Source organism: Streptomyces sp. NBC_01306, assembly GCF_026340465.1.
Classification (GTDB): Bacteria; Actinomycetota; Actinomycetes; order Streptomycetales; family Streptomycetaceae; genus Streptomyces.
On record NZ_JAPEPC010000001.1, the window covers coordinates 6,993,653 to 7,018,908 of the forward strand.

Here is a 25,256-nt window from a genome sequence, read left to right on the forward strand (position 1 = left end):
GGGAACAAGGGCGGTACCGGATCGTCTTCCACCGCCCGGGATCATGGGAGACTCGCCCCCATGAACGGCAAGGTGACGACCAACCGGACCAGACTGGAGCGTGGCCGCAGCGCGCTGGGACCGGCGCTGGAGCTGGTCCACACGGGCCGCGCGCCCACCCGGGCGGTGCTCACGGCGGAGCTGGGCGTCACCCGCGCCACCGCCGGCGCGGTCGCGGCCGAACTCGAATCGCTCGGGCTGATCCAGGTCGACTCGCGCCCCGGCGCCGCCGCCGGCTCCCAGGGCAGGCCCTCGCACCGGCTGTCGGTCAACAACGGCGGGCCCGTCGTGCTGGCCGCCCAGGTGCACGCGGACGGTTTCCGCGCCGCGCTCGTCGGGCTCGGCGGCCGGGCGGTCGCCACCTCGCCCGGCTGCGTCACGGTCTCCGCCGACCCCGCGCAGGTCCTCGGCGCGGTCGTCGACGAGGGGGCCGCGCTGCTGCGCGACAGCGGTCTGCGCTGCGTCGGAGCAGGACTCGCGGTGCCGTCGGCCGTCGCCGAACCGGAGGGCACCGCGCTCAACCCGCTGCACCTGGCGTGGCCCGCGGGGGCCCCGGTCCGCGACATCTTCGCCGACCGGGTCCGCGCGGCAGGCATCACCGGGCCCGCCTTCACCGGCAACGACGTCAACCTCGCGGCGCTCGCCGAACACCGGCACGGAGCGGGCCGCAGCGCGCAGCACCTGCTCTGCGTGGCCACCGGGCACCGCGGGGTCGGCGGCGCCCTGGTACTCGACGGCCGTCTGCACACCGGGAGTTCGGGGCTGGCCCTGGAGGTCGGGCACGTCACCGTCAACCCCGAGGGCCGCGCCTGCTACTGCGGAAGCCGGGGCTGTCTCGACGTCGAGACCGACCCGCTCGCCTTCCTGACAGCGGCCGGACGTACCCCCGGCCCCGAGGGTTCGCTGCTCCAGCAGTCCCGCGACATTCTCCGTACGGAGTTCGACGACCCGGGGGTACGGATCGCCGCACAGGAGATCGTCGACCGCCTCGGGCTCGGCCTGGCCGGACTGGTCAACATCCTCAACCCGGACCGCATCATCCTCGGCGGGCTCCACCGCGAACTGCTCGACGCGGACCCGGAGCGGCTGCGCGCGGTCGTCGCCGACCGGAGCCTGTGGGGGCGCAGCGGCGGGGTGCCGATCCTGCCGTGCACGCTGGAGCACAACAGCCTGGTGGGAGCCGCCGAGTTGGCCTGGCAGCCGGTCCTCGACGACCCGCTCTCGATCATCGGCTGAGGGCGGGGGAGTCCCGGCCCGGCCCGGCTCAGGTCCCACCGCGCCTCAGGCTCGCGTGGATCACTCCGGCTTACGTGGACCACTCGGGCTGTGGGTCCTGGCCTCCGGGGCGTTCGCTCCCCGTTCCGGCTGAGCGGCTCCGCGCAGGACGACGAGCCGCGCGGACGCCGCCTCCAGCAGCAGGTCGAGGCTCTGCGTGTAGGCGGTGCGCCGCATCTCCGCGAGCAGCAGCGTCGACGTCGCCGCGATATGGGGATGGCTGCCCGCCGGCAGCGCAGCGTAGGTGCGGTGCCAGACCTGCCGCTCCGCCTCCCGTGCCTGCGGTGGCAGGGCCATGGTGCTCGCGTCCAGTGCCGCGAAGGCGAGGCTGGTGTCGACGAAGCTGTGGTAGATCCGCACCGCCTCCGGGTCCGGGAAGCCGCCACCGCGCAGCGCCCCCAGGATCGACTCGACCGCGTACACCTCGTGCGGCCGCCCCGTGACCCGGTGCGCCGCCAGCATCGCGGCCTGCGGATGCTCCTGATAGGCGGCGTGCATCCGGAGCCCCAGCTCGCGCAGGTCCTTCCGCCAGTCCCCGGTCGGCGCCCACCCGGCGAAGGACTGGCCGATCAGCTCGTCGGCGACGGCCAGCAGCAGCCCGTCGGTGTTCGGGAAGTAGCGGTACAGCGCGCTGGGGTCCGCCCCCAGTGCCGCGCCCAGCCTCCGTACGGTCAGCGCCTCCCCGCCGTGCTGCCGGATCAGCCGCAGCGCGGTCTCCACAATCAGCTTCTCCGAGAGCACTGTGCCCTGCTTGGTGCGCCGCCTCCGCGCTCCGGTCGTGACCTGCCGTCCGCTTCCGTCCGTCATGGCCGAGACCTTATGACAACAGCGTTGACTTGGTAAGAGCCGGCGCGCTTCCATGTGGCTCCGGCAGGCGAAGGCAGTGCCTGCCGAGGCGCTAGCGAGAGCAGTGGTGGTCCGATGACAGCAGACCTGAGAAAGTCCCTCGGCGTGGTGGACGGCGTGGTGATCGCCGCGTCCAGCACCGCCGCCACATCGAGTATCGGCATCGGTATGGGCCTGATCGCCGGAGTGGTCGGGCTCCATCTGCCCATCATCATGCTGCTGGGCTTCCTGCCGGTCCTGGGCATCGCGGCGGCCTTCGCCCGTCTCAACAGGGTCGAGCCCAACTGCGGCAACAGCTATGTCTGGGTGGGGCGTTCACTCAGCCCGTGGCTGGGCTTCCTGTCCGGCTGGGTGAACATCGTCGGCACCGTGGTCTTCCTCGCGTACACCACCACCGTCACCGGCTCGGTGCTGCTGCAACTGGCGGGCGAGGCCGGACTGCACTCCGCTGCCGGACTCGTCCTGGACCCCGGGAACACCCTGCAGACCACCCTGATCGGGATGGTGGTCCTGGCCTGTGTCACCGCCGCCGCGGTCACCGGCATCGATGTCGCCGCCCGCATCCAGCGCTATCTGCTGGCGTTCGAGTACCTGGTACTGCTGGGCTTCTGCGGGTACGGGCTCTTCGCGGGCACCCATGCCTTCACCCTCGACTGGTTCAACCCCCTCACCATCCCCTCCCTCTCGGGGCTCGCCCAGGGGATGGTGCTGTCGGTCTTCTGCTACTGGGGATTCGACGCCGCGTTCAGCGTCTCGGAGGAGGTCCGCGACCCGCGCGACGCCTCCCGGGGCGGGATGATCGCACTGGTCACCATGCTGGTCCTGTTCCTGCTCGGCGGGACGGCCTTCCAACGGGTGCTCTCGCCCCGGCAGTTGGCCGACCACGGCGCCGAGGGGCTGACCTTCTTCGGCAACCAGCTGGCCCACCAGCCGCTGGCGGCGCTCCCTCTGGTCGCGCTGATGTTCTCCGCCGTGGCCTCACTGCAGTCCGGCGTCATCCCGACCGTGCGCGGGATGTTCGCCATGGGCCGCGACCGCACTCTGGGCCGGGTCTGGACCCGGATCGACCCGAAGTACGGCACTCCCGCCGCGGGTACCCTCCTGGTCGGTGCGATCGCCGCGCTGGTCGCCGTGCTGTCGCTGGTCATCCCCAGGGTCAGTGATCTGATCAGCGCGGCGGTCAACGCCATAGGCATCGTCGTCGCCCTGTACTACGGTCTCACCGCACTCGCGGCAGCCGTACGCTTCCGCGGTCTGCTGCGCAGCGCCCGCCGGGAGGCGCTGGGCTCCGTCGTCGTCCCCACGCTGAGCGCGACCGTGCTGTTCGCGCTGGGCGGCTATATGTGCTGGGGGTACGCCACATCCACCGACCACTTCGCGCTCCGCGCCGACAACGGCTGGTTCGCCCTGATGGTGCCGGTCCTGATGGTCGCGTCCGGTGTGCTGGCGGCCGCCTGGGCCAAGTGGGGCCGCAAGTCCGCGTACTTCAGCACCGGCCTGGCCACCGATGCCGACGCCCTCGACCTGCTCGGCCCCGGACCCACCACCGTCTGACCTCACCGCGTCCGGCCGCACGGCGTCCGGCCTCACCGTCCGCCCGCGCTTCAGCCGTATCAGTCGCATTACTGCACCTGGCGCACCAACTGCATCAGCCGTACCAGTCCAAGGAGTACCGCATGACCACCCACGCCGATCTCGTCTTCACCGGCGGCCCCGCCTTCACCACTGACCCGGCCCACCGTGGTGCCGACACGGTGGCTGTCCGCGGCGAACGGATCGTCGCCGTCGGAGGAAGCGAGGTGCGCGAGCTGGTCGGACCCCGTACGGAGGTGGTCGACCTGGCCGGGCGGCTGCTGGTCCCCGGCTTCACCGACGCCCATGTCCATGCCGTCTTCGCGGGCGTCGAGCTGGGCGAGTGCGACCTCACCGGCACCACCGATCTCAAGGAGTACCTGAGCCGGATCGCCGCCTATGCCGCGGCCCACCCCGAGCGGGAGTGGATCACGGGCAGCGGCTGGTCGATGGAGTCCTTCGCCGGCGGTGTGCCCACCCGGCAGCTCATCGACGCCGTCGTCGCCGACCGCCCGGTACTGCTGTTCAACCGGGACCACCACGGCGCCTGGGCCAACACCCGCGCCCTGGAACTCGCCGGCCTCACCGCAGGATCCGCCGACCCGGCCGACGGCCGGATCGAGCGCGAGCCCGACGGCACGCCCGGCGGAATGCTCCAGGAGGGCGCCACCGGCCTGGTCGCACGCCTCGTCCCGCAGACGACCACCGCCGATCGCGTCGCCGGGCTGCTGCGCGCCCAGGCCGTACTGCACTCGCTGGGGATCACCGGCTGGCAGGACGCCATCCTCGGCGTCTTCAACGGCGGCCCCGATGTCTCGGACGCCTACCTCACCGCCGCCCGCGACGGACGCCTCACCGCCCGCGTCAACGGGGCGCTGTGGTGGGACCGTTCGCGGGGCGCCGAGCAGATCCCCGAACTCGTGGAACGACGTACGAAGCTGCGCGCCGGGCGCTTCCGGGCCGACTCCGTCAAGATCATGCAGGACGGCATCACGGAGAACTTCACCGCCGCCATGACCACCCCCTACCTGGACTCCTGCGGCTGCGCCACCGCCAACAGCGGTCTGAGCTTCGTCGACCCGGCCGCGCTGCGGGACCATGTCACCGCACTGGACGCACTGGACTTCCAGGTCCATTTCCACGCGCTCGGCGACCGCGCCGTCCGCGAGGCGCTGGACGCCGTCGAAGCCGCTCTGACCGCCAACGGCCCCCGCGGCAACCGGCACCACCTCGCCCACCTCCAGGTCGTCCACCCGGACGACGTGCCGCGCTTCGCCCAACTGGACGCGATCGCCAACCTGCAGCCGCTGTGGGCGACCCACGAGCCGCAGATGGACGACCTCACCATCCCGTTCCTGGGCGGCGAACTCGCCTCCCGGCAGTACCCGTTCGCCGATCTGCTGCGTGCCGGGACCACGTTGGCGGCGGGCAGCGACTGGCCGGTGAGCAGTCCCGACCCGCTCCAGGGCATCCATGTCGCGGTCAACCGGACCGCTCACGGTGAGGACCGGCCGCCGTTCCTGCCCGAGCAGCGCCTCGACCTGGGCACCGCGCTGGCCGCCTACACGGCGGGCTCGGCGTATGTGAACGGCCTCGACGACGGCGGCACGATCCGCGTCGGAGCCCTCGCCGACCTGGCCGTGCTCGACCGCGACCCGTTCGCCGGACCGCCGGAGGAGATCGGCGGCACGGGCGTGGCGCTGACGTACGTCGGCGGCGAGCGCGTCCACGAGAGCTGAGCCCGGACAGGCTCACCGGCCGGTCGCGCGCAGCCACCTCGTAATCCCGCGGAGCCGTCCTGTACTCCCGCGGAGCCTTCTCGTACGCCCGTCGGGTCCCCTCGTACTCCCGTCGGCGCAGACGCACAGCCGCTGGCCGTACGACGCCGTGGGCCGCTCGTCGCGAGAGGCTCGAAGGCAGTAGGGAACCAGTAGGGAACCTTCCCACCGAGGAGCTGAACCGACATGAACACGCTGGCCTTCGCGGGACCCGGGCCGTGGATCCTGCTCTTCCCGTTCCTCTGGGCGGCGGTCATTTTCACGGTCGTCACCGTTCTGCGCCGTACCGTGTGGCGCGGCAGGCGGGGCCCGTGGCAGGGCCCCGGCCGGATGAGCTCCGCCCAGGGCGAGCACGCGCCGATCGCGATTCTCGGCCGCAGGTTCGCCTCCGGAGAGATCGACGAGGAGGAGTACTGGCGCCGGCTGTCCGTCCTGGACGAGCAGTTCGGTCCCCTGTCCAAGGGCGGGTCCCGCTGACCCGTCGCCTCGTCCCGCCGTGGGGCCCGCAGCGACGCTGCGGGCCCCACGGCCGTGCGGTCTCCGGTCAGCTCACCAGGGCCGGCCGGGTTGCCGGGCAGCCGTCGGCGAACGGCCCGGATGTCGTCGCTCCGTACACCGCAGTGCGGCGCGCGAGCGGTGTGGCGGGCGGCGCGGCCGGCAGCGTGAACCACACGACCTTCCCCGTCGCCCCGTGCGGCCGTACGCCCCAGCACTCGCTGACAGCGGCGATCATCGAAAGCCCGCGCCCGCAGGTCGCGAACTGCTCGGCGTCGCGCACCATGGGCATCCGGGGGTCGTGGTCGTGGACGGAGACCGTGAGCCGGTCGAGGAGCAGATCCATCTCGACGGTGCACAGCTTGTCCGGCTGGGCGTGCCGGTGGACGTTGGTCAGTAACTCGGTGACGCCCAGCGCTGCTTGGTCGATCAGAGGATCGAGATGCCAGTAGCGCAGCTGCGCCGATACGATTCTGCGGACTTGCCCGATGCGGGACGGCAGCGCTTGAAGTTCCACCGCGCAATGCCTGGTTGGCTGGGTGATCACGGCAGCGACTCCCCGAATGAGGTCCGGAAGAAGACGAAGTGGCCCGGCGGAGAGCTGCTCCCAGCGTGACTGCCGGTAAACCGTTAGTGATGTGACACCAGAGTCACCCAGGGGGTGCGGCTTCGCAACTCGCGCCGGGCTCAGCGCCTGCTGCCCCTGTGCACCGCGTCGAGGAACGTGGAGACCGACCTGGAGCTGTCGAGCGGCATGTTCCGCTGGCCCATGGTGAGCCGGTAGCGGGTGCCGTTGACGGTCGCCACCATCCGTCCGACCTTGGCGAACCACGGCTTTGCCGCGCTGACAGTGGTCAGCGGGGCGCTGTCGATCTCGCGTCCGCTGCTCGTGAGCAGAGCCAGCCTGCCGTCCTTGATCAGTACCTGCCCGGCCCGGGTGAGCGAACGGGTCCACCGCTCGATCCGTACACCCGTCGCAGTGAATTCGGCCTCCGACATCGCGCTCCCCGCCCTCTTCCGTTCGTCTCCCTCCGGGAAGTGTGCCGGGGCGCGGGCCCGCGCACCAGTGCACCGGGGGTAACCGGCCGGCTTTGGCATGTGCCGGTATGTCCCGCAGTTCCGCAAGTCAGCCCTATGGGTGGTCAAAGTGAACGTTTGTGCAGGTGGGGCGGGTATGGTCACGGATGGAGACCGGAGCGGACACCATGAGGGGCGGCACGCGTGACGACGAGCGCACAGGGACCGGAGGGCGGGGCTGCGGCGACCGCCGATGTGGACCGCAGCGACCCGGAGTACCGGGCCTGGCTCAAGGAGGCCGTCCGCAAGGTCCAGGCCGATGCCAACCGGTCGGCCGACACTCATCTGCTGCGGTTTCCGCTGCCGGAGGAGTGGGGCATCGACCTCTATCTCAAGGACGAGTCCACCCACCCCACGGGCAGCCTGAAGCACCGGCTCGCCCGTTCGCTCTTCCTGTACGGGCTCTGCAACGGGTGGATCCGTCCCGGGAAGCCGGTCATCGAGGCGTCCAGCGGTTCGACGGCGGTCTCCGAGGCGTATTTCGCCAAGCTCATCGGCGTCCCCTTCATCGCCGTCATGCCGCGCACGACCAGCCAGGAGAAGTGCCGGCTGATCGAATTCCACGGCGGGCAGTGCCACTTCGTGGACGACTCCCGGAAGATGTACGAGGAAGCCGCCTCGCTCGCCACGTCGACCGGCGGCCACTACATCGACCAGTTCACGTACGCGGAACGGGCCACCGACTGGCGCGGCAACAACAACATCGCCGAGTCCATCTACCAGCAGCTGAGGCTGGAGCGGTACCCCGAGCCCGCGTGGATCGTGGCGACCGCGGGGACGGGCGGCACATCCGCGACGATCGCCCGCTATGTGCACTACATGCAGCACGACACCCGGATCTGCGTCCCCGATCCGGAGAACTCCTGTTTCTTCGACGGCTGGACCCGGAACGACCCGACCGCGACCAGTGACTGCGGCTCACGCATCGAGGGCATCGGCAGGCCCCGGATGGAGCCGAGCTTCGTGCCCGGTGCCATCGACCGGATGATGAAGGTGCCGGACGCGGCCAGCGTCGCCGCGGTCCGCGCACTCGACCGGGTCATGGGACGCAAGGCGGGCGGATCGACCGGTACGGGGCTGTGGAGCGCGCTGAAGATCGTCGCCGAGATGGTGGCCGACGGGCGTAAGGGCAGCGTGGTCACCCTGCTCTGCGACCCGGGCGACCGCTACCTGGACAAGTACTACTCCGACAGCTGGCTCGAAGAGCAGGGCCTCGACATCACGCCGTACGCCACGGCCATCGAACGGCTGCTGGTCACCGGCGTCTGGGCGGGCTGAGGGCCAGGTCTACGGGGCGGCCGCGGCGATCCGGCCGTCCAGCTTGCGCGTCGCGTCGCGGAAGGCCCGCCCCAGGCCGGACCTGCCGAACCGGATCCCGGCGAGCAGCGGTGCGGGCCCGTCCACCGCGAACGTCCACTGGACGCGGGTCCCGGAGTCCGTCGGGGTGAGCCGCCACTCCTCCAGCAGGGCCCGCAGGCCCGGGGTGTTGGTCTCGTCGACGCGGTAGACGTACCGGCTGGAGGGGTCGGCGGCGAGCACCGACTCCCGGAGGCGGGCGCCGCCCTTGAGCCGCACCTCGCGGCCGCCCTGGGTGGCGCGGGCCATGGTGACCGCCGTGAACCAGCACGGCCAGTCCGCGACGTCCTCGGCCAGCGCCCGGTAGACGGCCCCGGGGGCGGCGGACACCCCTGCGGCGAAGACCAGGCGCAGCGGGGCGGTCTCGACGAAGTCGAGGCCGACGGGGTGGAGTCGGCGAGCCATCGGGCCGCACCTCCGGAGGTCGGTGGGGACAGGCCCGCACACCATAGCTGACGGCTTATCAGCTGTCTGTACCGGGGGAAGCGGTCGTCCGCGCGGACGAGGCGACGCCGGGCTTCCCAAGGAAGCTACCGGCAAGTAAGAATCACTCCGTACGCGTACCTGTGCGATGTGTACGCCGCAGCGCACCGAACTCTGGAGGCCCCATGCCGGCCGCTGACCGTCCGACGAAGTATCTGGTCGCCCTCCTGGCCGGTGCGGGAGCGGCCCACTTCCTGGCTCCGCGCCCGTTCGACACCACGGTGCCGCCCTGGCTGCCCGGCAGGGCCCGGACCTACACCCAGGTCAGCGGAGTGGTCGAGCTGCTGCTCGCGGCGGGTGTGGCGGTGCCCGCCACCCGGAGGGTCAGCGCTCGCGCCGCCGCCGGCTTCTTCGTGGCGGTCTTCCCCGCGAACGTGCAGATGGCGTACGACTGGCGGCACCGGCCCGCGCCGCTCAAAGCGGCGGCGCTCGCCCGGCTGCCGCTCCAACTGCCGCTGCTCGCCTGGGCGTCGAAGGTGAGCCGGACCGCGCGCCGCGACGGCGCCGCGCGCTGACACCGTCGCGGCGCGCGGTCCGGCGGCCGGTCTCACTCCGTCCGGGCCGCCCCGGATTCCAGCGCCCGGTCCACCATCCGGGGCAGCGGCGCCAGTTCCAGCAGGCCCGTGACCGTACCGGCCGTGAGGGCGTGCCAGAGCCCCGGCCTGCGGAGCATCGCGTGATCCCCGCCGGTGACCGTCAGCGCGCACGCCCGGGCACCGGATTCCCGGGCCCGGTGCACGAACGCGGCGCTTTCCCCGGGATCGGTCGTACGGTCCCGGTCCCCGTGCAGCAGCACGACCGTGCGGCCGCGCAGATGACCGGTCGCCTCGTCCGGCGGGCACCAGGGGGCCAGGCCGACCACCGCGCGTACCGACGGGTGCGCGGCGGCGCTCAGCGCCGCACGGCCGCCCATGGAGTGCCCGACGAGCACCACCGGGATGTCGCCTGCGGTTGCGGCGAGTTCACCGAGGGCGCGCCGCGCGTCCTGCGCGGCGTCCGCGCGGGTGCCGTTCCAGCCGCGGTACCGGTAGCGGACCCGCCCCAGCAGCACCGAGTGCCCCGCCGTGGCCCCGGCGATCCGCGAGGCGATGGGCCGCATCCGGACCTCCGGCAGATTCCACGGCGGCGGCGGACGCAGACCGTCGGCCCGGCCGCCGTGCAGCAGCAGCACCGCGGCCTTCGGGGCCGTGCAGGGCCTGGTGAGTATCAGGGCGGGCTGCTGCACGCCGTCATTGCGCCGTTCGGACACGCGCGGGACTTCCTTTCCTGGCCGGTGGGTTCGCGGGCCCGTACGGCTGCGCCGTCCGCCCCCCCCCCCCGCAGGGTTCTTCGTGGCCGCCGGGGGTTCGGATTGCCCCACCGCGGAGCGTGGAGCGCGTGGCCGGGTCCGGCTGTCAGCCGGTGTCCTCGCGGTCACCCGCCACGACAAGCCCCGGCAGATACTCGGTGATCTCCTCACGTGCCCCTTCGGACAGCCCGGAGTCGGTGACGAACGCGTCCACATCCTCCAGCGTCGCGAACGAACTCAGCCCGACGGTGCCCCACTTGGTGTGGTCGGCGACCACCACCACCCGCCGCGCGGACTGCACGAACCTGCGGTTCGTCTCCGCCTCCGCGAGATTGGGCGTGGAGAGCCCCGCCTCGGCCGATATGCCGTGCACACCGAGGAACAGCACATCGAAGTGGAGCGACCTGATCGCCTGGTCGGCCACCGGGCCCACCAGCGAGTCCGACGGCGTACGCACCCCGCCGGTCAGCACCACCGTCGCGGCGCCCGGCCGCTGCCCGCCCCCGCCCATGACCCGCTGGGCGGCGTGGAAGACATCGGCGACGCGCACCGAGTTCGTCACCACGGTCAGATCCGGCACGTCCAGCAGGTGCTGGGCGAGGGCGTAGGTCGTGGTCCCGCCGGACAGGGCGATGGCACTGCCCGGCGCGGCCATCGCCGCCGCGGCCCGCGCGATGTCCTCCTTGGCGCTCAGTTCGAGACCGGACTTGGCCTCGAACCCCGGCTCGTGCGTGGACGCCTCGACCACCGGCACCGCGCCGCCGTGCACCTTCTCGATCACACCCTGGCGCGCCAGCGCGTCCAGGTCCCGGCGGACCGTCATGTCCGAGACGTTGAGTTTGCGGGTGAGCTCGTTGACGCGGACACCGCCCCGTCGCCGTACCTCGTCGAGGATCAGGGCGCGACGCTGCTCCGCGAGCAGATTCTGATTGTCGCTCACCGCAGGGTCCGGTCCTTCCACGCGCCGATGCGGTGGCCGGAAGCCAGGGCCTCGTGTTCGGACCGTGCCGGGCTCGCGGGGGTACCGCACGGTCGAACGAAGACCCTCACCCCCTGGCCACCGGGGGATCCCTCATCCTCGCACGCAGAGTTCCCCGCCGCGCCACTGGTTGCCGGTCCTCTTCCGGGGGGAGATTCAGTGAGAGCCGTGCGGCGGGCCGCAGCCGTCCAGGATTCTGGACACACACCGCCGACCGTCCCCTCCACGAGAGCGAGCCACCGCAGTGTCCCCACCCCCGTCGCCCGCCGAGAGCGGTGCCCCCACGCTCGAACTCCTCGTTCACGGCGTCGGCGGAGCCACCCCGCAGGGGATGCTCGGTGACGCGCGCACCGTCCGGATCACCGGCGACGAGACCGCGGCCGTCTACCGCCGGGCCGCCGACCTCCACGCCGAGGCGCACCCGCAGGACGCCAGGGACCGGCCGGTCCCGGAGGCGTACGTCTGGTCCAACCTCACCTCCGGCAACAGCGCCCGCGCCCTGTGGCTGCTGTTGCTCCCCTTCATGGTCGTCAATCTCGCCCACTGGATGCTGCCGTCCGGCCGCGGCGGGGGCCGGGCAGTGCGGGTGTACGGCGTGCTGGTGCGGCTCGTCGCGCTCAGCCTCACCGTGCTGCTGGTCGCGGCGGCCTGCGAAGTGGCACTCGATCTGACGGCCTGGCAGTGCGCCGGATCGTCCGGCTGCTCCGACGGCAAGTCCTGGCTCGGATTCCTGGCCGCCGACCACGGCGGCTGGTGGGCGCAGCCCGGCCGGAGGCTGGCCGTGGCAGCGCTCGTCCCCTCGGCTCTGACGGCGCTGCTCTGGTACCTCTCCAACCGCACCTGGAGCGCGTACGAGTCCCAGCAGCCGCTGGGCGACGACGCGCGTGCGGCGGATGCCGGAGACCCCGCGGAAGGCGACGGAGAGGACGGCGCGGGGGCCGACCCCCGGCCGGCGCTCGGCAGGCCCGGGTTCTGGTACGGGCGCAGGCTCGTGGCCCGGCTCCGCGCGGCGCACACCGCCGCCGGATTCCTGACCGTCGCCGCCGCGCTCACCGTCGCGGCCGCCGCCTTCGACCGCCGCTCGTCGGGGACACTTCTGGAGGCCATCGGCTGGCTCCTGGAAGCAACAATCCTCGTGTCGGCCTCAGTTGTGGTCTGGGTGGTCTGCCGCAGAGGCCGTACCGAGACCCGGCTCGACGAGGAGCTCGACCGGGCCGTCGTCACCCTGCTGCCCGGCGGCGCGCTGACCCTGCTCGGACTCTCCGCCCTCTACGCCGCCTGGTCGCGGCCCGGCTGGCGGTCGAGCGGCACCCTTCCGGGCGACCGCAGCTTCGGCATCCTGACCCTCGCCCAACTCGCCCTCGTCGTCGTGCTGGCCGCTGTCGCCATGGCGATGTACCGCCGGGCTCCCCACATCCGTACCGCACTGCGCGGACTCGCCGGCCCCGCGGTCGCCCTGCTCGCCTGCGCGCTCGGCGGCGTGATGACCGGTGGCGTCGCCCAGCGCGTGGCCGACTGGCTCGACGGGCCGGGTACGCCCGGGATGGGCAGCAAGAGCTCCATCGCCGGACCACCGGTGCTGCTCAGCTGGCAGGCGTCCGTCATCCCGGTGCTGCTGCTCTTGCTGCTGCTCCCGGTCGCCTACTACGCCCTGCGCACCCTGCGCAGGGAACGCCGTATCGCAGCGACCCTCATGACGGACTACCCGCACGAGAGGCCGGACACCGTGCGTACCCGGCAGATCGCCGGGGTCCGCGCCCGCGCCCAGCTCACCGACGCCGCACCGCCGTTCGTCGGTATCGTCTCGGCGGCCACCCTGCTGCTCGGAGGGGGCGCGCTGATCGGCTCCTGGCTCAGCGACCAGGTGCCGGGCCGGGCGGCCGACGCGGCGCCCTCCGTCATCGCGTCCGCCACCGACGCCGCGCAGGCGGCAGGGTCCTGGCTGGTGGGCCTCGGCTTCATACTGTTCGTCACCCTGGGCAGGCGCGCGTACCGCGACGCGTCGGCCCGGCGCAGCATCGGCATCCTCTGGGACGTGGGCACCTTCTGGCCGCGCGCCGCGCACCCGTTCGCGCCGCCCTGTTACGCCGAGCGCGCGGTCCCCGACCTGACCTGGCGCATGTTCACCTGGACCGACCGCACCGGCGGCAGGCTGGTCATCTCGGGCCACTCACAGGGCAGCGTGCTGGCCGCGGCCGCCGTCTGGCAGCTGCCCGCCCGTACCCGCCGCAGGGTCGCGCTGCTCACCTACGGCTCACCGCTGGAGCGGCTGTACGGGCGGTGGTTCCCGGCGTACTTCGGGCCCGACTGCCTGGACGGGCTGCACCTGGAAGTGCCCTGCTGGCGCAATCTGTGGCGGGCCACGGACCCCATCGGGGGCTGGGTGCTGCGCGACGGGGACGTCGACCGGGGGCCGCTGCTCGATCCGGCCGCCTACGGCAGAACCCGCGAACACCCGCTGCCGGACCCGATCCTGGGCCACTCCGACTACCAGGCCGACCCGGCGTTCGCCGAGGAGCGCGCGGCACTGCTGGACCGGCTGGCGACGAAACTGCCACGCCAGGCCGGTCCGTCCGGAGAGGCCGATTCCGGTCAGGTCACGGCAGTTCCGGCAGATCCTCCGGGAACAGCAGACTGAGATCGTCGGTCGACATCTCGGAGAACTGGGCCACCCGGCCCGCGTGCCGCTCCACCATGGACTCGAACGTCTGCCGGGCGGTCCTGCCGTTGCCGAAGGCGGGGCCCTTGGGCAGCACCGTGAAGTACTTCAGCAGGGCTTCCGGCGCGCCGTCACCGAGCCGGTACTCGTGCTCGTCCGCCTGCTGCTCGACGATCCGCAGCAGCTCGTCGGGCGCGTAGTCGCCGAAGGTGATGGTCCGTGAGAAACGGGACGCGACACCGGGGTTGACGCCCAGGAAGCGCTCCATCTCCGCGGTGTAGCCGGCGACGATCACCACCACCGCGTCCCGGTGGTCCTCCATCAGCTTGACCAGCGTGTCGATGGCTTCCTTGCCGAAGTCCCGCCCCGAATCCTCGGGGGAGAGCGCATACGCCTCATCGATGAAGAGCACCCCGCCCCTGGCCCGGTCGAACGCCTCCTGGGTGCGGATGGCGGTCGAGCCGATGTGCTCGCCCACCAGGTCGACCCGGGAGACCTCGACGAGATGCCCGCGCTCCAGCACTCCGAGCGAGGCGAGGATCTCGCCGTACAGCCGGGCCACCGTGGTCTTGCCCGTGCCGGGGGAGCCGGTGAACACCAGATGGCGCCGGGCCGAGGCTGCCTTGAGGCCCGCGGCGGCGCGCCGCCTGCCGATCTCGATCATGTCGGTGAGGGCGCGCACCTCGCGCTTGACGCTCTCCAGGCCCACCAGGGTGTCGAGTTCACCCAGGACGTCCACCGAGGAGCGTATGGGCTCGTCCACGGGGGCGGGCGCGGCCGGCTGCGCGGGGGCCCCGGCCGGCCGCGGGCCGGGCAGTGCGCCGAGCAGACCCGCCGTCTGCGTCGCGGTCGCCACGGCGGGAGCGCCCACAGCAGGCGCCCCGTGCGGATCGGTCAGCAGGCCGCTCTCGTCGCTGGTGCAGTCCTCCACCACGGGGCCGCCTGCGCCGCCCTCACCCAGGGCGCCGTCGGCGAACTCGTAACCGCTGCGTGCGCACCGCTCGGTACGGCAGCGGGTCAAGGTGGTGCGGCAGCCGTCTATGACATGGAAGCCGTACCCGGCGCTGCCCGTCACCCGGCAGTTGTGGAACGTGCCGCGTCCCTCGGCCGAGACATAGAAGCCCGCCTCCGCGGGCGAGGTCACGGTGCACCGCTCGATCCTCGGGTCGGCGCCCTTGGTGACGATGACGCCGGTCTGCGCCGCGTCGATGGTGCAGCCGCTGAGCGTGCCGCCGCTGCCGTGGTCGCGGAACCAGGCGCCGGTGGACGCCTCCCGGATGCGGCAGTCGTCCAGCTGCGCGGTGGCGCCGTCGCTCACCGAGACCGCCGTGTTCCGCACCTGCGAGAGATCGCTGTCGACCACGTCGGCCCGTGAGCCTCGGTCCAGTACGAAGATCGCGTCCGGTACGTCGTGCACCCGGCAGGAGTCCAGCACCACCGTCGCCCCGTCGCTGACCCAGACGGCCGGGTAGTCGCCCGTACTGTCGTGGATCTCGCACTGGTTGGCATCCACCCGGGTGCCCGGATCCCAGACCGAAAGACCGTTGCGCCCGAAGCGCCGGACGGTCGAGCGCGTCAGCGTGAGCACCGAACGGGACCGGAGGTCGACCGCGTTCTCCGGGATGTCATGGATGTCGCAGTCCGACAGCGTCAGTACCGCGTCCGTGTCGAGCGTGACGCCGTCGGCCGATGTGCGGTGGACGGTGCAGTCGGTGAGATGGGCCGACGCGCGCGCGGCGACCTGCACACCGGTGCCCTTGACCTCGTAGATCTCGCAGCCGAAGGCCTCAAGGCCGCTGCCGTCGCCGGAGACGCTCAGTCCGGCGCCCGACGCGTGGTGGACCCGGCAGCCCTCGATCCTGGGGTGCGCACCGCCGTGCACCGAGATGCCCGACTGGCCGGCCGCGACCACCTCGCACTCCTCGAACACCCCGCCCGCGCCGTCCAGTACACCGATTCCGACGCCCGCCGGATTGTCGACCGTGCAGCGGCGCACGGTCGGCCGGGCCGCCCCGCGCACCTCGATGCCGACGGCCGAGCGGGTGACGATCCGCAGCCCCAGCAGCTCGGGGGTGCCCTCCTCGACGAGCAGCGCGGGCGCGGACGAGTCCTGCCCCTCGACCTGGAGGTCCTGGACGACCGCGGACGCCCGCACGGTGAGCGGGATGCCGTCGGCGGGCGCGATCCGCACCGAGCCGACCGCGCCGTCGGCGCCGCGCAGCGTGATCGCGTGCTGGACGACGAGATTCTCGCGGTACGTGCCGGGAGCGACCGTGAGGATGTCACCGTCGCCTGCGGCCTCCAGGGCTGCGGCGAGGGAGACGTACTCGCCTGTGCGGCGCCGCCACCTCGATGTTCCGGTGTACGTCACCTGGACCGTGCCCTGTGCCATGGCGCTGTTGTGCCCCCACCTCGTGTGCCCGACGGATGTGGCCCCACCGTAGCGCGCGCGGGAGGCGGGAGTTGACGCGAGAGCCGGTCTCAGCTGCCTGTGCCCGTGCGTCCCCAGTCAGGACCGGCTTTGCTCCAGGCGCGGTCGAGTCTCACATACCGCCGCTGCACCAGACGCCATACGACGAGACGCCGCCCGACCACGATGAGCCCCGCCATGCCGGCGGCCGCCCCGAACCCCGCGAGCACCGCGCGGGCCCGCACCGTGCGGGGCTTCATGGGGCTGTTGACGAAGTGTCCGCGGTCGTCGGTCCAGATGCGCAAGCGGACGCCTGGCCGGCTGTCGCTCTTGAATGTGGAGAGTGCCCCGCGGTGTCTGCTCCCGTCCACACCGGTCCAGACGACGGCGGCCCGGCCCCGCGGCACGGCGTCCGAGATCCCGTCGGGGTTGGCGGCCATCACCGACCGGTCGGGCAGCGCACGCACGACAGTGGCGGTCGTCGCGTGCCGGTGCCGGCGCTGGACCCGGGCGGTGTCCTGGAGGGCGCTGCCGGTGAGAGAGCCGCAGAGCCATCCCGCGAGCGGCGCCGCGACCGCGATGAGCAGCAGCGCGACGAGCGCCACCCATGCTTCGGCGAGATCCGTCCCACGGCGCAGGGGATTGTGACGCCAGCGCCACACACCGGCTGCTGCTCGCACCGTCCCGCACCCCCTTCCGCTTCCGTCCTGACCTCACTGGCACGGACTGCCCACGACGGGACGCAGCGAGATCAATCTCACTCCGTACAACGAGCGTGCCGTATCTGTGAGTTCCCTGGGAAACGGTCTCATCCGAGGATGTGCACAGGATCACCGACGTGCGGGACGCCGGTCGTCCCGGGGACGAGATTCTGGCCGAACAGCAGGTCATTGTCCACGCGGCGGTGCCGGGCGAGGGCACGCGGTGGCTGCCAACGCCGGCCGTGGATACCGACGTTGGGTGACGGTGTTGCGTGACGGTCTTCCCGTTCTCGTCCCCGGGTATCCACCGCCGGTCTCCGGCCGCCTCCCAGGGTTCGACCGCGGCCGAACCCGACGCACACCCCCGTGAAGGACGTGGCCGGATGGATGTGGAACCTGTGCAGAACTGCGGGAACCGGTTGCGACACGGCAGTCGACCTGCCACCGGTCCTGATGTGCCGGAAGGGCCGTCAGTATCCGCGGCCCTGGTAGGGGCGGTTGTACGGATCCTCGTACGGCGAGGGCGCGGGCCGCTGGGCCGCGGGACGCATCGCCTCGTAACCGGCGCCGCCGACGGGCCGCTGCGGCTGTTGCTGCGGTCCCGGGTACCCGCGCGGCGCCGTGGCCTGCTGCGGAATGTACGGCGCCGGCGCGTGCTGCATCGGCGCGGGCTGTCCCATGGGCTGCGGATAGCCGTAGGACGGCGCCTGCTGCGAAGGACCGGCCGGCAGCGCGGGAAGCGCCGACGGCAGTGCCGGCAGGTAGCTGTTGCCGGTGTCGTAAGCCGAAGGGACTCTGATCGGAGCGATCTGAGGGGTGCCCCGCTCTGCGACAAGAGAATCGTAGATAGGGGTGTCCGGGAAGGACGGCGCGGAGTAGTAACCGCCACCGTAGGTCGCACGGGGGGACGTCATGGCACATAAGTAAAGCCCACGATGTGCTGATTGGGGAGCCCGATAAGAGGGTTGTTTTGCGCGTTCCGGGTGACTGTGGATCCCCAATGCGAGCGAACTTGCCAAAAACGGTCGTCAGGCCCGACGCTGATCGGGTAGAGGCCTGCTCGCGGGCCGGTTACCGACGGGTTGCCGTCAGATGGCGCAACGATCTTCCCGTGCTCGTCGGGCGCGCTCACCGGTGGCTGGGATTAGGTTGGCCGTACGGAAATCTACGGCTTCACGACGCCAGTTGGGGGCGAGCATGTCAATGCTTAAGGGAACCAATGTTCCGGTGTCGGCTCAGGCCGTGCGGGTCGAATTGGGATGGCGGCCGGGTCCGGGGGTGCCGGATGTCGATGCCTCGGCGCTGTTGCTGGCATCGGGAAAGGTCCGTACGGACGCCGACTTCGTCTTTTACAACCAGCCGCAGCACGCGTCGGGCGCGGTCCGCCACGAGGGCAAGACGACCACACCGGGCACCGCGACCGACACGCTCTCGGTCGACCTCTCGCTGGTGGAGCCCGCCATCGAACGGGTGGTCCTCGCGGCCTCCGCCGACGGGGGCAGTTTCGGACGGGTGCCCGGACTGTACATCCGGGTGCTCGACGCGGCGGACGGTACGGAGATCGCCAGGTTCGACAGCCAGGACGCGACAGTGGAGACGGCCTTCCTCCTCGGCGAGCTCTACCGGCGGCAGGGCGCCTGGAAGTTCCGTGCGGTCGGGCAGGGGTACGGCAGCGGCCTCGAAGGGCTGGCCACGGACTTCGGGATCAGCGTGGACGACGGACGCAAGCCCGCCCCGCAGAGCCCGGCCGCCCCACCGGCACCGCCGGCCCCACCCGCGGCACCGCAGACCGCTCCCGCCGCGCCCGGCGCTCCCGTTCCCCCGCCGCCCGCCGCGCCGCCCGCCCCGGTACGGCTGAGCAAGGTCACCCTGACGAAGGAGGCGCCGGCCGTCTCCCTCACGAAGCAGGGCGGGACATCGGGGGCCATGCGGGTCAACCTCAACTGGGTGACCCGCCAGCAGCCCAAGGGCTGGGCGGCCAAGCTCGGCAAGGCCGTCGCCGGGAACTCCGGTGTCGACCTCGATCTCTGCGCGCTCTACGAGCTGACCGACGGCCGCAAGGGTGTCGTACAGGCCCTGGGCAACGCGTTCGGATCGCTGAGCCGGCCGCCGTACCTGCATCTCGACGGCGACGACCGCACCGGCTCGGTCTCGGCCGGGGAGAACCTCACCATCAACCTCGACCAGAAGAACAACATCAGACGGATCCTCATCTTCGTGACGATCTACGAAGGCGCGAAGAGCTTCGCCGATCTCCACGCGACGGTCACGCTCCAGCCGCAGAACGGCGCGGCCGTCGACTTCTCGCTCGACGAATGCACCGTGCCCTCCACGGTCTGCGCGCTGGCGCTCATCACCAACAACGCCGGGGACCTCGTCGTCCAGCGCGAGGCCCGCTACCTGGTGCCCGACCGCGGCGTCAGCCCGCAGCGCACCATCGACCAGGCGTACGGCTGGGGCATGAACTGGACGCCCGGCAGGAAGTGAGCACCCGGGCCCGCCCCGGAACGACCGTCGCGGAGCCCGGGAACGGCGCTCAGAGGTCCTGCGCCGCTCCGGGCGGGAGGCCGGGCCCGGTCCCGGCGTCCGCGGCGCCGGCTGCACCCGGTCCCTGCTCCGGTCCTGGCTCCGGTGCCGGCTTGGAATAGGTCCGCCCCTTCCAGGCGGCGCCGCGCCCGCGGTAGTGCTGCACCGCCGAGTCGACCGTCATCAGCAGATACAGCAGCGCCGTGAACGGCAGGGCCGGGGCGAGCAGGGGCGACTGGCGGTAGTAGCGCAGCATCGGCAGATAGCTGCCCGCCATCACCAGCCAGGCGAGCCCGCCCGCCCACGCGGCGGGGGCATCACGCCACAGCAGACCGGCAACCAGCGTGAGCGGCGGCGCGAGATAGATGAGCGCGAGGCCGAGCACCGTGCCGGTGAGCAGCAGGAGGCTGTGCCGGAGCTGGGCGTACGCGCTGCGCGAGACCATCCGCCACAGGTCACCGAGCCCCGGATAGGGGCGCACGCTGTCCACCCGCTCGGCGAGCCCCAGCCAGATGCGGCCGCCGCTGCGCTGCACCGCACGGGCCAGCGACACGTCGTCGATCACCGCCTGCCTGATGGAATCGGGGACACCGGCCCGCTCCGCCGCATCGGCCCGCAGCAGCACGCAGCCCCCGGCGGCGGCCGCTGTACGGGCCCCCGGCCGGTTGATCCAGCGGAACGGGTACAGCTGGGCGAAGAAGTACACGAACGCGGGCACGACCTGCCGCTCCCAGAAACTCGCGACGCGCAGCCGCGCCATCTGGGACACCAGATCGAGCCCGGCCGAACTCGCGGCGGCCACCAACTCGCGCAGGCTGTCCGGCTCATGGGCGATGTCGGCGTCCGTCAGCAGCAGATATTCGGGCTGCCGCGCACGCGCGATCCCGATCCCGTACCGCAGCGCCCACAGCTTCCCCGTCCAGCCGGGCTCCGGCTCACCGGGGGAGACGACGGTCAGCGGGAGGCCGCCGTGGCGTGCCGACAGCCGTGCGGCCAGCTCTCCGGTGCCGTCGGAGCTCCCGTCGTCGACCAGGAAGATCTCGGCTTCGCCGGGATAGTCCTGGGCCAGCAGCGAGGGAAGGCTCAGCGGCAGGACCCCGGCCTCGTCCCTGGCCGGCACGATCACCGCCACGGACGGCCAGACGGCAGGGGCGGCGCGCGGTGGCAGGCGCTGGTCCGTCCGCCAGAAGAACCCCTGGCCCAGCAGCAGCCACATCCACACGGCCAGCGAACACACGGCGATCCAGGCAATGGCGCTCATCCGCCGAAGTCTGCCCCACCGGGGCGGGCCAGGACGAGCCGTCGACTAGGGTGACCGGGTGAAGATCGCGCTCATGGACTCCGGAATCGGCCTGCTCGCGGCCGCCGCCGCGGTACGCCGTCAGCACCCCGACGCCGATCTGGTGCTGTCCAGCGACCCCGGCAGCATGCCGTGGGGCCCGCAGACGCCCGAGAACATCACCGCCCTCGCCATGGCGGTGGCGCGCGCGGCCGCCGCTCACCGGCCGGACGCACTGATCGTCGCCTGCAACACCGCGAGTGTGCACGCCCTGCAGGCCATCCGCGCCGCGCTCGAACCGGACATCCCGGTCATCGGTACGGTGCCCGCCATCAAGCCGGCCGCCGCCGACGGCGGATCCGTCGCGATCTGGGCGACCCCGGCGACCACCGGCAGCGACTACCAGCGCGCGCTGATCCGTGAGTTCGCCACCGGCGCCGACGTCACCGAGGTGCCCTGTCCCGGCCTCGCCGACGCCGTCGAGCACGCCGACGAGGCGGCGATCGACGCGGCCGTGGCCGCGGCAGCGGCGCTCACCCCGTCCGGCGTAAGGGCCGTCGTCCTTGGCTGCACCCATTACGAACTGGTCGGTGAGCGGATCGCCGACGCCGTCCGGCAGCACGGCAGCCCGGCCGCCGAGCTGTACGGCTCGGCCGGGGCCGTTGCCGCCCAGGCCCTGCGCCGCATCGGGGCCGGGTCCGCATCCGACAGCCCTCCCGGCTCCCGGCTGACGGTGCTCCTCAGCGGTCGCGAGGGACCGCTTCCCACCGCCGCACTGACCTACGCGGAAGGGCGTCTGCTCCAGGCCGTCAGCCCCGCTCACTGAGCGCCGCTCCCTCCGCCGGACCACCGCCGCCCTCGCGGAAGGTGAGTAGGCTGCTACGCATGAGGGACCACACCGAGCCCGGCTCCCGGGTCTGGACCGGCCATGCGACCAACCGTGTGCAGTGGCTGCTCTCGTTCGCCGGGGCCGCGTGCCTGGCGCTCGGGATCGAACTTGCTGTGGACTCCACCTGGACCGCGGACAGCGTGCCGCTGCTGATGGCCGTGATCGGCTGTGTGCTGGCCGGCCTGATGATGCTCTACGGCACGCTCGCCTTCGTGCATGTCTCGGTGAAGGTCGACGACCAGTCCTTCGAAGTCCGCTGCGGCTACATCGGTCTGCCGCGCCGCCGCATCCTGCTCGACCATGTGGTGGGCGCCGACTTCGATCCGGCCGTGACCCCGCGCCAGTGGGGCGGCTGGGGATACCGGTGGCGCCCCGAGAAGGGGACCGCCGTGGTGGTGCGCCGCGGGGAGGGCCTGGTCCTCACCCTGGGGGACGGCCGGAGTTTCACCGTCACGGTCGACGACGCGGAGGCGGCCGTCCGGGTCATCCGCGACCGGCTGCGGCTCTCGCCGGGCTGACCGGCCGCCGCCGGACGCCGGGCACCCGGCGCCGCTCCGGTCCGCCCGCGCCGTCCGCCGCCGCTGCCCGCGGGCCGCGCTTGCCCGACGCACAGCCCGCCACCGTAGACTCCGCCTGGTGAGCGCCCCCACCACACCCACGGCCGAGTCCGAGCGGCTCGCCCCGCAGCCCGCCGACGAGCCGCGCGGACGACGGCTGGCCCGCCGCCTCGTACGGCCCGCCGCCGCTGCCGCGTCCGGCCTGCTGCTGTACGCCAGCTTTCCGCCGCGGCCCTTGTGGTGGCTGGCCCCCGTCGCCTTCGCCGTACTGGGGCTCGCCCTGCACGGGCGCCGGGCCCGGACGGGACTCGGCCTCGGCTACCTCGCGGGCCTCGGGTACCTCCTGCCGCTCCTTGTCTGGACGGGCGTCGAGGTCGGACCAGGCCCCTGGCTGGGCCTGGCGGCGGTCGAAGCGCTCTTCATCGCTGTCGCGGGCGCGGGCATCGCGTACGTCTCCCGGCTGCCGCTCGGGCCGCTCTGGGCCGCCGCGGTGTGGATCGCCGTCGAGGCGGCCCGTGCCCGGGTGCCGTTCGGCGGGTTCCCCTGGGGGAAGGTGGCCTTCGGGCAGCCCGAGGGCGTCTTCCTGCCGCTGGCCGCCGTCGGAGGGACGCCGCTGCTCGGCTTCGCCGTCGTCCTCTGCGGCTTCGGCCTGGGTGAGCTGGTACGCCGCTGGGCCACTCTGCGGCACTTCGCGGACCGCCGGATCGTCACCGCCGCCGTCCTCGCCGTCGCGCCGGTCGCCGCCGGGTTCGCCGCGCTGCCGCTGGTCAGTACCAGCGCCCAGGACGGCACGGCCACGGTCGCCCTCATCCAGGGGGACGTGCCCCGGATGGGCCTCGACTTCGCCACCCAGCGCCGCGCGGTGCTCGACCACCATGTGAAGGAGACGCTGAAGCTGGCTGCCGAGGTGAAGGCGGGCCGGGCCAAGCAGCCGGATCTGGTGCTGTGGCCGGAGAACTCGTCGGACATCGACCCGTACCTCAACGCCGACGCGTACGACGAGATCGACGAGGCGGCCAAGGCGATCAAGGCGCCCATCTCGGTCGGTGCCGTCGTCACCCCGGACAACGGGGCGGGTTCGCCGCTCAACCAGCAGATCCTCTGGGACCCCAAGAAGGGCCCCGTCGACACGTACAACAAGCGCCAGCTCCAGCCGTTCGGCGAGTACATGCCTTACCGGTCGTTCTTCCGGCTGTTCAGCTCCGACGTGGATCTGGTCCGCAAGGACTTCGTGCCCGGGCACAAGGCGGCCGACTTCGACATGGCGGGCACCAGGGTGGGCCCTGTCACTTGTTACGAGGCCGCGTTCGACTGGGCCGTACGGGATCAGGTGAAGGCGGGGGCGCAGATCATCTCCGTACCGAGCAACAACGCCACCTTCGACCGCAGCGAGATGACCTACCAGCAGCTCGCGATGTCGCGGGTACGGGCCGTCGAGCACAGCAGGGCCGTGATGGTCCCCGTCACCACCGGGGTGAGCGCGGTCATCCGGCCGGACGGATCGGTCGCTCAGAAGACCAAGATGTTCACCGCCGACGCGCTGGTGGCCGATGTGCCGAAGCGCTCGTCGCAGACCCCGGCCACCCGGATGGGAACGCTTCCCGAGTGGCTGCTCGTCGCGCTCGGCGCGGGCGGCGTCGGCTGGGCGGCCGCCCGCTCGGTGCGGCGGCGCAAGGCGTGAGGGAGCCCGGCCGGGCGGCGGTTAGGGTCGGGGCATGGCTACTCCTGACTTCATCCGAGAGATCCGGGCCACCGCCGGCCACCAGCTGCTCCTGTTGCCCGGTGTGAGTGCCATCGTCTTCGACGACGAGGGGCGGGTGCTGCTCAACCGGCGCGCCGACACCGGCAAGTGGTCGATCATCGGCGGCATCCCGGAGCCGGGTGAGCAGCCCGCCGACACGGCCGTCCGGGAGGTCCACGAGGAGACGGCCGTACGGTGTGTGGTGGAGCGGGTGGTCCTCGTCCAGGCGCTCAAGAAGATCCAGTACCCGAACGGCGACCACTGCCAGTTCATGGACATCAGCCTGCTCTGCCGGGCGACCGGGGGAGTGCCCCGGGTCAATGACGACGAGTCCCTGGACGTCGGCTGGTTCGCCGTCGACGCTCTCCCGGAGCTGGCCGATTTCGCGCTGACACGGATCAAGCGGGCCCTCGCCGACGGCCCCACCTGGTTCGAACCGGCCACTTTCGCTCCCGGACCCGCTGTCTAGGCTGTGGCCCCATGACCATCCATACCGCTCCCGCGTCCGCGCCTGCCCCGCTCGGTCTCGATCTCGCGGGCCGTACCGCGCTCGTCACCGGGGCCGCGGGCGGCATCGGCGCCGCCTGTGCGCTCCGCCTCGCCGCCGCCGGTGCCTCGGTGCGGGCCGTCGACCGCGACGAGGCCGGGCTCGAAACGCTCGCCGGCCGGGCCACCGGGCTGCCCGGAGCCGTCGAGCCGTACGTGCTCGACCTGACCGATCTCGACGCCGCCGAGCGGGCCGCCGCCGGTACGGACGTCCTCGTCAACAACGCGGGCCTGCAACTGGTGCGGCCCATCGAGGACTTCCCGCCAGAGGTCTTCCACACCATCCTCACCGTGATGCTGGAAGCACCCTTCCGGCTGATCAGGGGCGCCCTCCCGCACATGTACGGACAGGGCTGGGGCCGGATCGTCAACCTCTCGTCCGTGCACGGGCTGCGGGCCTCCGCGTACAAGTCCGCGTACGTGTCGGCCAAGCACGGGCTCGAAGGGCTCTCCAAGACGGCAGCGCTCGAAGGCGCCCCGCACGGTGTGACGTCGAACTGCGTGAACCCCGGCTATGTGCGCACCCCGCTGGTCGAGCAGCAGATCGCCGACCAGGCCGCCACCCACGGGATCCCGCGTGAGCGGGTGGTCAGCGAGGTGATGCTGAAGGAATCAGCGCTCAAACGGCTTGTCGAGCCGGACGAGGTCGCCGAGGCCGTGGCTTATCTCTGCACACCTCAGGCCGCGTTCATCACCGGCACCTCACTCTCGCTCGACGGCGGATGGACCGCGCGTTAGCTGCCGGTTCCCGGAGCCGATG

The 25,256-nt window shown here is 72.2% G+C and carries 23 protein-coding genes and 1 pseudogene; 13 read left to right on the top strand and 11 right to left on the bottom strand.

Going from position 1 to position 25,256, the window contains the following annotated elements; all coding sequences use genetic code 11:
* Positions 1 to 60: 60 nt before the first annotated feature.
* Positions 61 to 1,275, top strand: a complete 1,215-nt coding sequence (locus OG385_RS30990) for an ROK family protein (RefSeq protein ID WP_266859766.1) — start codon at positions 61 to 63, stop codon at positions 1,273 to 1,275.
* A gap of 60 nt (positions 1,276 to 1,335) precedes the next feature.
* Here the strand turns inward: OG385_RS30990 and OG385_RS30995 are convergent, their stop codons facing one another.
* On the bottom strand, positions 1,336 to 2,121 hold the full coding sequence (locus OG385_RS30995; RefSeq protein WP_266859768.1) for a TetR/AcrR family transcriptional regulator: 786 nt from the start codon (positions 2,119 to 2,121) through the stop codon (positions 1,336 to 1,338).
* 114 nt (positions 2,122 to 2,235) lie between these two features.
* Here OG385_RS30995 and OG385_RS31000 point away from each other — a divergent pair, with 114 nt between their 5' ends.
* From OG385_RS31000 to OG385_RS31010, 3 genes are all read left to right on the top strand, one after another.
* Complete coding sequence (locus tag OG385_RS31000) at positions 2,236 to 3,714, top strand: APC family permease (RefSeq protein WP_266859770.1); 1,479 nt, start codon at positions 2,236 to 2,238, stop codon at positions 3,712 to 3,714.
* A gap of 122 nt (positions 3,715 to 3,836) precedes the next feature.
* Complete coding sequence (locus tag OG385_RS31005; RefSeq protein WP_266859772.1) at positions 3,837 to 5,471, top strand: amidohydrolase; 1,635 nt, start codon at positions 3,837 to 3,839, stop codon at positions 5,469 to 5,471.
* Between the two features lie 225 nt (positions 5,472 to 5,696).
* Positions 5,697 to 5,987 carry an SHOCT domain-containing protein gene (locus OG385_RS31010; protein ID WP_266859773.1) on the top strand — a complete coding sequence of 97 codons (291 nt, stop codon included), beginning with the start codon at positions 5,697 to 5,699 and terminating at the stop codon, positions 5,985 to 5,987.
* 67 nt (positions 5,988 to 6,054) lie between these two features.
* On the opposite strand, the gene OG385_RS31015 is transcribed toward OG385_RS31010, so the two are convergent.
* Positions 6,055 to 6,552 carry an ATP-binding protein gene (locus tag OG385_RS31015; RefSeq protein ID WP_266859775.1) on the bottom strand — a complete coding sequence of 166 codons (498 nt, stop codon included), beginning with the start codon at positions 6,550 to 6,552 and terminating at the stop codon, positions 6,055 to 6,057.
* Positions 6,553 to 6,692: 140 nt separating this feature from the next.
* Positions 6,693 to 7,004, bottom strand: a complete 312-nt coding sequence (locus OG385_RS31020; protein WP_266859777.1) for a hypothetical protein — start codon at positions 7,002 to 7,004, stop codon at positions 6,693 to 6,695.
* A 222-nt stretch (positions 7,005 to 7,226) separates the two neighbouring features.
* Here OG385_RS31020 and OG385_RS31025 point away from each other — a divergent pair, with 222 nt between their 5' ends.
* Complete coding sequence (locus tag OG385_RS31025) at positions 7,227 to 8,360, top strand: PLP-dependent cysteine synthase family protein (RefSeq protein WP_323183914.1); 1,134 nt, start codon at positions 7,227 to 7,229, stop codon at positions 8,358 to 8,360.
* 9 nt (positions 8,361 to 8,369) lie between these two features.
* Here the strand turns inward: OG385_RS31025 and OG385_RS31030 are convergent, their stop codons facing one another.
* A complete protein-coding gene (locus tag OG385_RS31030; protein ID WP_266859779.1) occupies positions 8,370 to 8,843 on the bottom strand; it encodes an SRPBCC family protein in 474 nt (157 codons plus the stop codon).
* Positions 8,844 to 9,046: 203 nt separating this feature from the next.
* Here OG385_RS31030 and OG385_RS31035 point away from each other — a divergent pair, with 203 nt between their 5' ends.
* Positions 9,047 to 9,436 (top strand): hypothetical protein, encoded by a 390-nt coding sequence (locus OG385_RS31035; protein ID WP_266859781.1) that lies wholly within the window; start codon positions 9,047 to 9,049, stop codon positions 9,434 to 9,436.
* Positions 9,437 to 9,468: 32 nt separating this feature from the next.
* Here OG385_RS31035 and OG385_RS31040 read toward each other — a convergent pair whose 3' ends face one another.
* Positions 9,469 to 10,170, bottom strand: a complete 702-nt coding sequence (locus OG385_RS31040) for a dienelactone hydrolase family protein (RefSeq protein ID WP_266859783.1) — start codon at positions 10,168 to 10,170, stop codon at positions 9,469 to 9,471.
* 145 nt (positions 10,171 to 10,315) lie between these two features.
* Positions 10,316 to 11,149 (bottom strand): DeoR/GlpR family DNA-binding transcription regulator, encoded by an 834-nt coding sequence (locus OG385_RS31045; RefSeq protein WP_266859785.1) that lies wholly within the window; start codon positions 11,147 to 11,149, stop codon positions 10,316 to 10,318.
* Between the two features lie 283 nt (positions 11,150 to 11,432).
* Between OG385_RS31045 and OG385_RS31050 the strand changes: the two genes are divergently transcribed.
* Positions 11,433 to 13,826, top strand: a complete 2,394-nt coding sequence (locus tag OG385_RS31050; protein ID WP_266859787.1) for a hypothetical protein — start codon at positions 11,433 to 11,435, stop codon at positions 13,824 to 13,826.
* Here OG385_RS31050 and OG385_RS31055 read toward each other — a convergent pair.
* The 4 genes and pseudogenes from OG385_RS31055 to OG385_RS31070 all read right to left on the bottom strand — a co-directional run bounded on the left by OG385_RS31055 (position 13,786) and on the right by OG385_RS31070 (position 17,872).
* Positions 13,786 to 16,239, bottom strand: coding sequence for a right-handed parallel beta-helix repeat-containing protein (locus OG385_RS31055; RefSeq protein WP_266859789.1), 2,454 nt, complete (start codon positions 16,237 to 16,239; stop codon positions 13,786 to 13,788). The two genes, OG385_RS31050 and OG385_RS31055, sit on opposite strands and share 41 nt — an antisense overlap.
* A gap of 89 nt (positions 16,240 to 16,328) precedes the next feature.
* Complete coding sequence (locus tag OG385_RS31060) at positions 16,329 to 16,937, bottom strand: hypothetical protein (protein ID WP_266859791.1); 609 nt, start codon at positions 16,935 to 16,937, stop codon at positions 16,329 to 16,331.
* 128 nt (positions 16,938 to 17,065) lie between these two features.
* Positions 17,066 to 17,200: pseudogene (locus OG385_RS31065) on the bottom strand (MOSC domain-containing protein); the annotation flags it as partial.
* Between the two features lie 228 nt (positions 17,201 to 17,428).
* Positions 17,429 to 17,872, bottom strand: coding sequence for a DUF6643 family protein (locus OG385_RS31070; protein ID WP_266859793.1), 444 nt, complete (start codon positions 17,870 to 17,872; stop codon positions 17,429 to 17,431).
* Between the two features lie 283 nt (positions 17,873 to 18,155).
* Here OG385_RS31070 and OG385_RS31075 point away from each other — a divergent pair, with 283 nt between their 5' ends.
* Complete coding sequence (locus OG385_RS31075) at positions 18,156 to 19,445, top strand: TerD family protein (RefSeq protein WP_266859795.1); 1,290 nt, start codon at positions 18,156 to 18,158, stop codon at positions 19,443 to 19,445.
* Between the two features lie 49 nt (positions 19,446 to 19,494).
* On the opposite strand, the gene OG385_RS31080 is transcribed toward OG385_RS31075, so the two are convergent.
* Positions 19,495 to 20,745, bottom strand: coding sequence for a glycosyltransferase (locus OG385_RS31080; RefSeq protein WP_266859797.1), 1,251 nt, complete (start codon positions 20,743 to 20,745; stop codon positions 19,495 to 19,497).
* Positions 20,746 to 20,803: 58 nt separating this feature from the next.
* On the opposite strand from OG385_RS31080, the gene OG385_RS31085 reads away from it, so the two are divergent.
* The 5 genes from OG385_RS31085 to OG385_RS31105 all read left to right on the top strand — a co-directional run bounded on the left by OG385_RS31085 (position 20,804) and on the right by OG385_RS31105 (position 25,234).
* The gene (locus OG385_RS31085) at positions 20,804 to 21,589 is read left to right on the top strand and encodes a glutamate racemase (protein WP_266859799.1); all 786 of its coding nucleotides are present in this window, start codon (positions 20,804 to 20,806) and stop codon (positions 21,587 to 21,589) included.
* A 59-nt stretch (positions 21,590 to 21,648) separates the two neighbouring features.
* Positions 21,649 to 22,170 (top strand): hypothetical protein, encoded by a 522-nt coding sequence (locus OG385_RS31090; RefSeq protein WP_266859801.1) that lies wholly within the window; start codon positions 21,649 to 21,651, stop codon positions 22,168 to 22,170.
* Between the two features lie 118 nt (positions 22,171 to 22,288).
* Positions 22,289 to 23,890: an apolipoprotein N-acyltransferase gene (gene lnt / locus OG385_RS31095; protein WP_266859803.1), complete on the top strand. Its 1,602-nt coding sequence runs from the start codon at positions 22,289 to 22,291 to the stop codon at positions 23,888 to 23,890.
* A gap of 34 nt (positions 23,891 to 23,924) precedes the next feature.
* Positions 23,925 to 24,419, top strand: coding sequence for an NUDIX domain-containing protein (locus tag OG385_RS31100; RefSeq protein WP_266859805.1), 495 nt, complete (start codon positions 23,925 to 23,927; stop codon positions 24,417 to 24,419).
* Between the two features lie 11 nt (positions 24,420 to 24,430).
* On the top strand, positions 24,431 to 25,234 hold the full coding sequence (locus OG385_RS31105; RefSeq protein WP_266859807.1) for a 3-hydroxybutyrate dehydrogenase: 804 nt from the start codon (positions 24,431 to 24,433) through the stop codon (positions 25,232 to 25,234).
* The last annotated feature ends 22 nt before the right edge of the window (positions 25,235 to 25,256 follow it).